The sequence below is a fragment of the Rhodopseudomonas sp. genome, from assembly GCF_048594845.1.
Taxonomy (GTDB): domain Bacteria; phylum Pseudomonadota; class Alphaproteobacteria; order Rhizobiales; family Xanthobacteraceae; genus Rhodopseudomonas.
This window is the reverse complement of the sequence record NZ_JBMDXE010000280.1, coordinates 1-7,767: the sequence shown is the minus strand read 5'-3', so window position 1 is coordinate 7,767 and position 7,767 is coordinate 1. Positions and strand designations below refer to the sequence as shown.

At 67.2% G+C, this 7,767-nt stretch carries 6 protein-coding genes and 2 pseudogenes; 4 read left to right on the top strand and 4 right to left on the bottom strand.

Going from position 1 to position 7,767, the window contains the following annotated elements:
* Window positions 1-228, bottom strand: a pseudogene (locus ACOJTD_RS18270) (arylesterase); the annotation flags it as partial.
* An 88-nt stretch (window positions 229-316) separates the two neighbouring features.
* On the opposite strand from ACOJTD_RS18270, the gene ACOJTD_RS18265 reads away from it, so the two are divergent.
* The 4 genes from ACOJTD_RS18265 (at window position 317) to ACOJTD_RS18250 (ending at window position 5,608) form a co-directional block, all read left to right on the top strand.
* Window positions 317-1,057 carry an ABC transporter ATP-binding protein gene (locus tag ACOJTD_RS18265; protein ID WP_420134292.1) on the top strand — a complete coding sequence of 247 codons (741 nt, stop codon included), beginning with the start codon at window positions 317-319 and terminating at the stop codon, window positions 1,055-1,057.
* A gap of 3 nt (window positions 1,058-1,060) precedes the next feature.
* Entirely contained in the window at window positions 1,061-3,640 is a 2,580-nt protein-coding gene (locus tag ACOJTD_RS18260) for an ABC transporter permease (RefSeq protein WP_420134291.1), read from the top strand.
* Between the two features lie 389 nt (window positions 3,641-4,029).
* A complete protein-coding gene (locus tag ACOJTD_RS18255) occupies window positions 4,030-4,821 on the top strand; it encodes a Bax inhibitor-1/YccA family protein (RefSeq protein WP_420134290.1) in 792 nt (263 codons plus the stop codon).
* Between the two features lie 247 nt (window positions 4,822-5,068).
* Window positions 5,069-5,608, top strand: a complete 540-nt coding sequence (locus ACOJTD_RS18250) for a GNAT family N-acetyltransferase (protein ID WP_420134289.1) — start codon at window positions 5,069-5,071, stop codon at window positions 5,606-5,608.
* Between the two features lie 185 nt (window positions 5,609-5,793).
* Here ACOJTD_RS18250 and ACOJTD_RS18245 read toward each other — a convergent pair whose 3' ends face one another.
* The 3 genes and pseudogenes from ACOJTD_RS18245 to ACOJTD_RS18235 all read right to left on the bottom strand — a co-directional run.
* Window positions 5,794-6,162, bottom strand: coding sequence for a DUF2794 domain-containing protein (locus ACOJTD_RS18245; RefSeq protein WP_420134288.1), 369 nt, complete (start codon window positions 6,160-6,162; stop codon window positions 5,794-5,796).
* Between the two features lie 370 nt (window positions 6,163-6,532).
* Entirely contained in the window at window positions 6,533-7,291 is a 759-nt protein-coding gene (locus tag ACOJTD_RS18240; protein ID WP_420134287.1) for a DUF1223 domain-containing protein, read from the bottom strand.
* 156 nt (window positions 7,292-7,447) lie between these two features.
* Window positions 7,448-7,767: pseudogene (locus ACOJTD_RS18235) on the bottom strand (aconitate hydratase); the annotation flags it as partial.

Below are 7,767 nucleotides of genomic sequence, written 5' to 3'. Positions count from 1 at the left end.
CCAGTCGAGCCGCTCGAGGCCGCCGCTCGCCGTATCGCCCGAGACGCCGGCGTTGATCATGGTGGTTGGGATGCCCTTGGTGTCGAGCGCCTTCTGCAGCTTGACCGGGAAGGCCGCATCTGCGGGCAGTCCGTAACCTGCCGTGAGTGAATCGCCGAGCACCACCACCTTCAGCGGCGGCTGCTGGGTCTGCGCCTCCGCGCCCCTCATGCCGATCAACGACAACATCGCGATAACCATCGCCCACGCAAACGTGCGGCCAAGCCTCTCGACCGCACCGAAACAATTGCCATATGCACCAGCCATGGACAGTCTTATGGACAACTTCATCGACCCCTCGTCGCGGCCCGGCCAACGGCCGGACACCATCTCCATTTCGAACGTCAATCTGTCGCTGGGCAGTGGCGCCGCGCGGGTGCACATCCTCAAGGATATCAGCCTCCGCGTCGCCCAGGGCGAAGCGATCGGTCTGATCGGCCCGTCGGGCTCGGGCAAATCCACCCTGCTGATGGTCATGGCCGGGCTGGAGCGGCCCGACAGTGGTGAGGTGGTCGTCAACGGCACCGCTTTCAATGGCCTCGGCGAAGACGCGCTGGCGCGCTTCCGCGGCCGCGAGGTCGGGATCGTCTTCCAGTCCTTTCACCTGATCCCGACCATGACGGCGCTGGAAAACGTTGCGGTGCCGCTCGAACTCGCCGGCGAACGCGATGCCGCAGCGCGCGCGGCGCGCGAACTTGTCTCGGTGGGACTGGGCGAACGGCTGCATCACTATCCATCGCAACTCTCCGGCGGCGAACAGCAGCGCGTCGCTTTGGCGCGGGCGCTGGCGCCGGATCCGGCGATCCTGGTGGCGGATGAGCCGACCGGCAATCTCGACGAGGCGACCGGACGGCAGATCGTCGACATGCTGTTCACCAAGCATGCCGAACGCGGCATGACGCTGGTGCTGGTGACGCACGATACGGGCCTCGCGGAGCGCTGCGACCGGGTGATCCGGCTGCGCTCGGGGCGGATCGACACCACCCAGCCGGGCACCGCCCGCGCCCGCTCGGCCTGACCGATGACGGCGCTGGCGTCTTGCGGCAAACCTGTGGCAGCAGCTGCGAACCTGTCGCTGCCATTCCGCTACGCGCTGCGCGAGATGCGCGGCGGCCTGAACGGGTTCTACGTCTTCATCGCCTGCATCGCGCTCGGCGTGATGGCGATCGCCGGGGTCGGCTCGGTGGCGGCGAGTCTCGGCGAGGGGCTGGCCCGCGAGGGGCGTACCCTGTTAGGGGGCGACGTCGCGTTCTCGCTGATCCAGCGCGAAGCGACCCCGCAGGAACTCGATTACCTCCGCGCCCGCGCGCCGGTATCGGTTGCGGCGACGATGCGCGGCATGGCGCGGACGCCGGCGGGGCAGTCGGCGCTGGTCGAGATCAAGGCGGTCGACAATCTTTACCCGATGCTCGGCGAGCTGAAGCTGGCGCCGCCAATGCCGCTGGGCGATCTGCTGGCCGAGCGCGACGGCGCGTTCGGGGCAGCGGCCGATGCGGCGCTGCTGGCGCGGCTTGAGCTGAAGGTTGGCGACCGGGTCAGCATCGGCAGCGCCAATTTCCAGATCCGCAGCGTGGTCGAGTCCGAGCCGGACAAGCTTGCCGGCAATGTCGGCTTCGGGCCGCGCTTCCTGATCAGCGAGGATGCGCTGCGGGCGACGCAATTGCTGCAGCCCGGCAGCCTGGTGCGCTGGATCTATCGGGTGCGGCTGCCCGACAACCGCGCCGACGATCAGGCGGCGATCCGCTTTGCCGACGACACCCGCGCGGCGCTGCCGCAGGCCGGCTGGGAAATCCGCAGCCGCGGGAACGCGTCGCCCCAGCTCGAACGCACCATCACCCGCTTCACGCAATTCCTCACGCTGGTCGGACTCGCGGCGCTGCTGGTCGGCGGCGTCGGCGTCGCCAATGCGGTGAAGAGCCACATCGACCGCCGCCGCGAAGTGATCGCCTCGTTCAAGGCGCTCGGCGCCACCGGCCGCGACGTGTTCGCGATCTATCTGACGCAGGTGCTGGTGCTGGCGACGATCGGCTCGCTGATCGGCCTGGCGCTCGGCGCCACGCTGCCGTTCGCCATCGTCGGCCTGTTCGGCAAGCTGCTGCCGCTGCCGGTGGTGCCGTCGCTGCACTGGGGTGAGCTCGGCCTGTCGCTGATCTACGGCCTGCTCACCGCGCTGGCGTTCGGTCTGTGGCCATTGGCGCAGGTGCGCGACGTGCCGGTGGCCACGCTGTTCCGCGAGGCCGCGACCGCCGACGGGCACCGGCCGAAGCTGCGCTACATCATCGGCATCGGCGCAGTGATTGCGCTGCTGCTCGCGGTGGTGGTCGGGCTCGCCTACGACAAGCGCGTCGCGATCGCCTTCGTGGTCGCCTCGGTGCTGGTGTTCGCCCTGCTGCGCGGCGTCGCCGCCGCCGTGATGGCGATTGCGCGCCGGCTGCCGCGCTCGCGCATCACCATGCTGCGGCTCGCCGTCGCCAACATCCACCGCCCCGGCGCGCTGACGCCCTCCGTGGTGCTGTCGCTCGGCCTCGGTCTCGCCGTGCTGGTGACGATCGCGCAGATCGACGGCAATCTGCGCCGGCAGTTCACCGCCGCGCTGCCCGAGAAGGCGCCGGCGTTCTTCTTCATCGACATTCCGTCGAGCGAGACCGACCGTTTTGGCTCGTTCCTCAAGCAGATCGCCCCGACCGCGACGCTCGAAGACGTGCCGATGCTGCGCGGCCGGATCGTCGCCGCGCGCGGCGTGCGCGCCGAGGACCTCAAGCCAGCGCAGGACGCCGAATGGGTGCTGCAGAGCGACCGCGGTCTCACCTACGCGACCGACCTGCCGGCCGGCTCCAAGGTGGTGCAGGGCCATTGGTGGCCGAAGGACTACAGCGGCAAGCCGCTGGTGTCGTTCGACAAGAAGCTGGCCGACGGGCTCGGCCTGAAGATCGGGGATACCGTCACGGTCAACGTGCTCGGCCGCGAGATCACCGCGACGATCAGCAATCTGCGCAGCGTCGACTGGCAGAGCCTCGGCATCAACTTCGTGCTGGTGTTCTCGCCCAACACGTTCCGCGGCGCGCCGCATACGCATATCGCCACGCTGACCGAAGCGGGCAGCACGCCGCAGAGCGACGCCGCGCTGATCAAGCAGGTGGCGGACAAATTCCCGATGGTCACCAGCGTCCGGGTCAAGGAAGCGCTGGAGACGGTCGGCGGCGTGGTCAGCAATCTGGCGCTGGCGGTACGCGGGGCGAGCTCCGTCACGCTGATTTCGGCCATCCTGGTGCTCGGCGGCGCGCTGGCGGCCGGCCATCGCCACCGGGTCTATGACGCCGTGATCCTGAAGACGCTGGGCGCCACGCGGGGACGGCTGATCGGCGCCTTCGCGCTCGAATACATGATGATCGGGCTCGCCACCGCGGTGTTCGGCGTGATCGCCGGCTCGGTTGCCGCGTGGCTCATCGTCACACGATTGATGACGCTCAGCTTCGTCTGGCAGGCCGGCTCGGCCGCCGGGGTGGTGGCGGCGGCGCTGGTGGTGACGGTGGGGCTGGGGCTGGTCGGGACCCTGCTGGCGCTTGGCCAGAAACCCGCCACCGTGCTGAGGAATCTGTAACCGCGGCCGGGCCCCGAGGGTGGCCGCCTTGGCCGGCGATCCGGGGACCCGGCGGGCACCAACCGGCGCGGGAAAGTGCGGCGATTTCGACCAAAGTCGCGCCGGCGGGCCCGGCCTTGATGCTGCGGAGCGACATTCAGCCGCGCATAAACCCTTGCCCCTATTGTGTTAGTTTCCCACATATCGGAATGGGTCGGACAGCGCGCCGGCGAGTTGAATGGGATGACCTGAATTCGTCATCCAGGTTCGGTAAGCCGAGTTCGGTCAGACGGGTCGAGTGCATGACTTTGGTGACTCGAACTTAATGTCTGCCGCGCATCACTGTCCGGGATAGTTTTCATCGGCTTTCGCCACCCTTCGCGAGGCCGAACCAACTCAGGATCTCGACCATGTCGGACTTGGACCGTAACTACGCCTCTCCCTTCGGCCGGGCCGCCGGTCGCGTCGACAGCGCGACCGTGGATGCCGGTCTGCGCGCCTACATGCTGCGCATCTACAACTACATGACGATCGGCCTGGCCATCACCGGCCTGGCCGCTCTGGGCGTCTACATGGGCGCCGTGACCACCGACAGCACCGCCGCCGCGGCGCGGGTCGGCAACACCATGCTGACCTCGTTCGGCGTGGCGATGTTCGTCAGCCCGCTGAAGTGGGTGTTCATCCTCGCCCCGCTGGCGATGGTGTTCGCCATCTCGTTCGGCATCAACCGGCTGAAGCCGCAGACCGCACAGATGCTGTTCTGGGCGTTCTCGGCGCTGATGGGCATTTCGCTGTCGTCGATCTTCCTGGTGTACACCCACACCTCGATCGTGCGGGTGTTCTTCATCACCGCCGCCTCGTTCGGTGCGCTGAGCCTCTACGGCTACACCACCAAGCGTGACATGACCGGCATGGGCTCGTTCCTGTTGATGGGCCTGATCGGCATCATCATCGCCAGCCTGGTGAACCTGTTCGTCGCTTCGTCGATGCTGCAGTTCATCGTGTCGGTGGTCGGCGTGCTGGTGTTCGCGGGCCTCACCGCCTGGGATACGCAGCGCCTGAAGAACGACTACATCTACGGCTACGCGTCGCAGGGCGGCGAAGTCGCCGAGCGTGCGGCGATCACCGGCGCTCTGTCGCTCTACCTGAACTTCATCAACCTGTTCACGCTGCTGCTGCAGCTGCTCGGACAGCGCGAATAACTCCTTCACCTCGGTGAAGCTGAAAGCCCCGGCCTCGCGCCGGGGCTTTTTTGTTGGCTTGGACGAATGTCCAGACCAAAGAACTCGCGCAGGACGTCTCACGGCAAAGGCCCGTCATCGCCGGGCTTGACCCGGCGATCCATCTTCTCAAGAGACCACATTCAAGCAGTGCGAAGAGGATGGATACGCGGGTCAAGCCCGCGTATGACGGCGAACATTAGCGATCCGCTCCGAGCCCGATTTTCGCATGTCCGACCTTCTTGTCCGCCCGACCACCGCCGCCGACCTGCCCGCTATCACCGCCATCTACGACGAGGCCGTCCGCACCGGCACGGCCACGTTCGAGCTGATCCCGCCGGACCTCGCCGAGATGACGCGGCGGTTCGAGACGCTGACCGGGGGCAGCTTTCCGTATCTGGTCGCGCTGCTGGATGGCGCGGTCGCCGGCTACGCTTATGCGGGGCCGTATCGCCCGCGGCCGGCCTATCGGTTCACGGTCGAGAACTCGGTGTATCTGGCGCCGGCGGCGCAGCGCCGCGGAGTCGGCACCGCGCTGCTGAACGAACTGATCGCGCAGTGTGAGACGCGCGGCTTCCGCCAGATGATCGCGGTGATCGGCGATTCCGCCAACGCGGGCTCGATCGGCGTGCACCGCAAGACCGGCTTCGAACTGATCGGCACCCACCGCAATGTCGGGCTCAAATTCGGCCGCTGGCTCGACACCGTGATGATGCAGCGCGCGCTGGGCAACGGCGGGGAGAGCGTGCCGGAGCAGAGTGGCGTTTAGATCGCGGCGTCCGCGCCACTCTCAGCCGTCACCCTCCGCGAACGCGGAGGGCCCAGTATTCCAGAGCCTCAGTGAGTCACACGAACGCTCTGGGATCCTGGGTCGCCCGGTCAAGCCGGGCGATGACCTCACTGCTTGGGGCGCAGTCTCACGAACCGTTCGCGCTCTCCGACCGAGCGTACCGGTTACACCAGCGCCAGTTTCCGGTCGATCACCAGCAGGACGCGGTCGAGTTCGTGGCCGCGGCGGAGGATCTGGCCGCTGGCGCCGACCACGCTGTAGGCGCCCTGCTTGCGGGCCAGCCGTGGATCCTTGACAATGCGGTAGATCGGAACCTCGGAGGCACGGCGGAACACCGAGAACACCGCGTGATCCTTGAGGAAATCGATGGCGTAGTCGCGCCATTCGCCTTCGGCCACCATCCGGCCGTAGAGGTTGAGGATGCGATTGAGTTCAAGGCGATTGAACGTCACTCTGGGCTGCAACGGAGCGACGCCCTGGCGCTCCGCCGCGCGGCTCTCGCTGGGATCGGCCTCCTCGGAATACAAGCTCATCGGCGCCTCCTGTCACTGAGGTGACATGATTGCGCCGACCCGGGTGCACCGCAAGGGGACTTAAAGCAGGAGGCCGGGCGGCCGCCGCAGAGGTGACCGGCCAGAAACACCGGCTCACACGTTCGTTAGGATGAATCTTATTACCGCCCGAATTTCGCCAAGCGATAGCCCAGCGGGCTTGCGATCTTACGATCACTGCGTTGGCTCGGTCTCTTCGGCTTCGGATTCCTCAGCCCCCAGCCCCCCGAGGCGGTCGAGACCGGGCCTGCGCAGCAGCTAAATCCCCCGACTGGGCCAACGCAAGTTGGTCCTTTTTGTTTTTGGGGGCCCTGTGTAGTCCGTCGCCGTGGCGCGCCAGCCACCGCCATCGTCAGTGCAGCGACGTGAACGCTCCGCCGAGCATCGGGCCGGGCCGGTCGCGGCTGCCGTCCTGGACATAGACCGCGGCCGCATCGATGCCGTCGTGCGCGATGTTTTCCAGCGGCACCGCCCAGCTCCCGGCCGAGCCGGTCCAGTCGCCGACCTTCAGCAGATTGCGGACGACATTGTGGTACGTGACCTCGCGGCCGCGGTTCTCGCCGCGGGTGATCGCGATCGGCACCGCTTTCGAAACTGCGCAGATCCAGACCTCGCCCTGCGTCGCAGCGGCGCCCGCCGGCGCGGCGGCGACCGAGACCTTGATCTCCTTGCCGCTCACCGCCATCGATACCGGCACCGTCATGGTGCCGACGCCCTTGTCGGTGCTCTTGATGGCGTCCTCGATGCCGGCGCGGTTGCTGCCGACCAGATGCGCCGCGCCGTTGACGACCACCTGCGGGGTGTAGACGTCGCGGTCGCCACGCATCTGCGAATAGGCTTTCTGGCGCGCGCTGAAGCGGGCGTCCGCTAGCGTGTCCTTCCAGCCCAGATAGTCCCAGTAATCGATCGGCAGGCTCAGCGCGATCACCGACGGGTCCTTGGCGAGATCGCCGATAATGCGGTCCGCCGGCGGACACGACGAGCAGCCCTGCGAGGTGAACAGCTCGACGACCGCGCGCGGACCAGCGGCCTCGGACGCATGTGTCGTCGCGATCAGGGCGCACATGCCGAGTGCGCCGGACCAACGCGGAAAGCCAGGAAGTCGGATCATCGTCGCCTTTACCGGGAGCAGGCGACGGCTGTGCGCCGCCGCTCGGGAGTGCCTTGAAAACGAAAAGGCGGCCCTTTGCATAGGCCGCCTTCCGTTCACCTGCCACTCACTTCGCAGTGAGGCTTTTTGGCCACGTTTGTGGCTGCTGAAGCCCGCTTAGGCGGCGAGCTTGCGCAGCACGTAGTGCAGGATGCCGCCGTTACGATAGTACTCCAGCTCATCGAGCGTATCGATGCGGCAGAGCAGCGGGACGCGCGACACCTTGCCGGCAGCCGACTTGATCTCGGCCTCCAGCATCTGCCGCGGCTTGAGATCGCCCTGCAGGCCCTTGATGGTGACGGTCTCGTCGCCCTTGAGGCCGAGCGACGACCACGAGGTGCCGTCCTCGAAGGTCAGCGGCAGCACGCCCATGCCGACCAGGTTCGAACGATGGATGCGCTCGAAGCTCTGGCAGATCACGGCGCGGACGCCGAGCA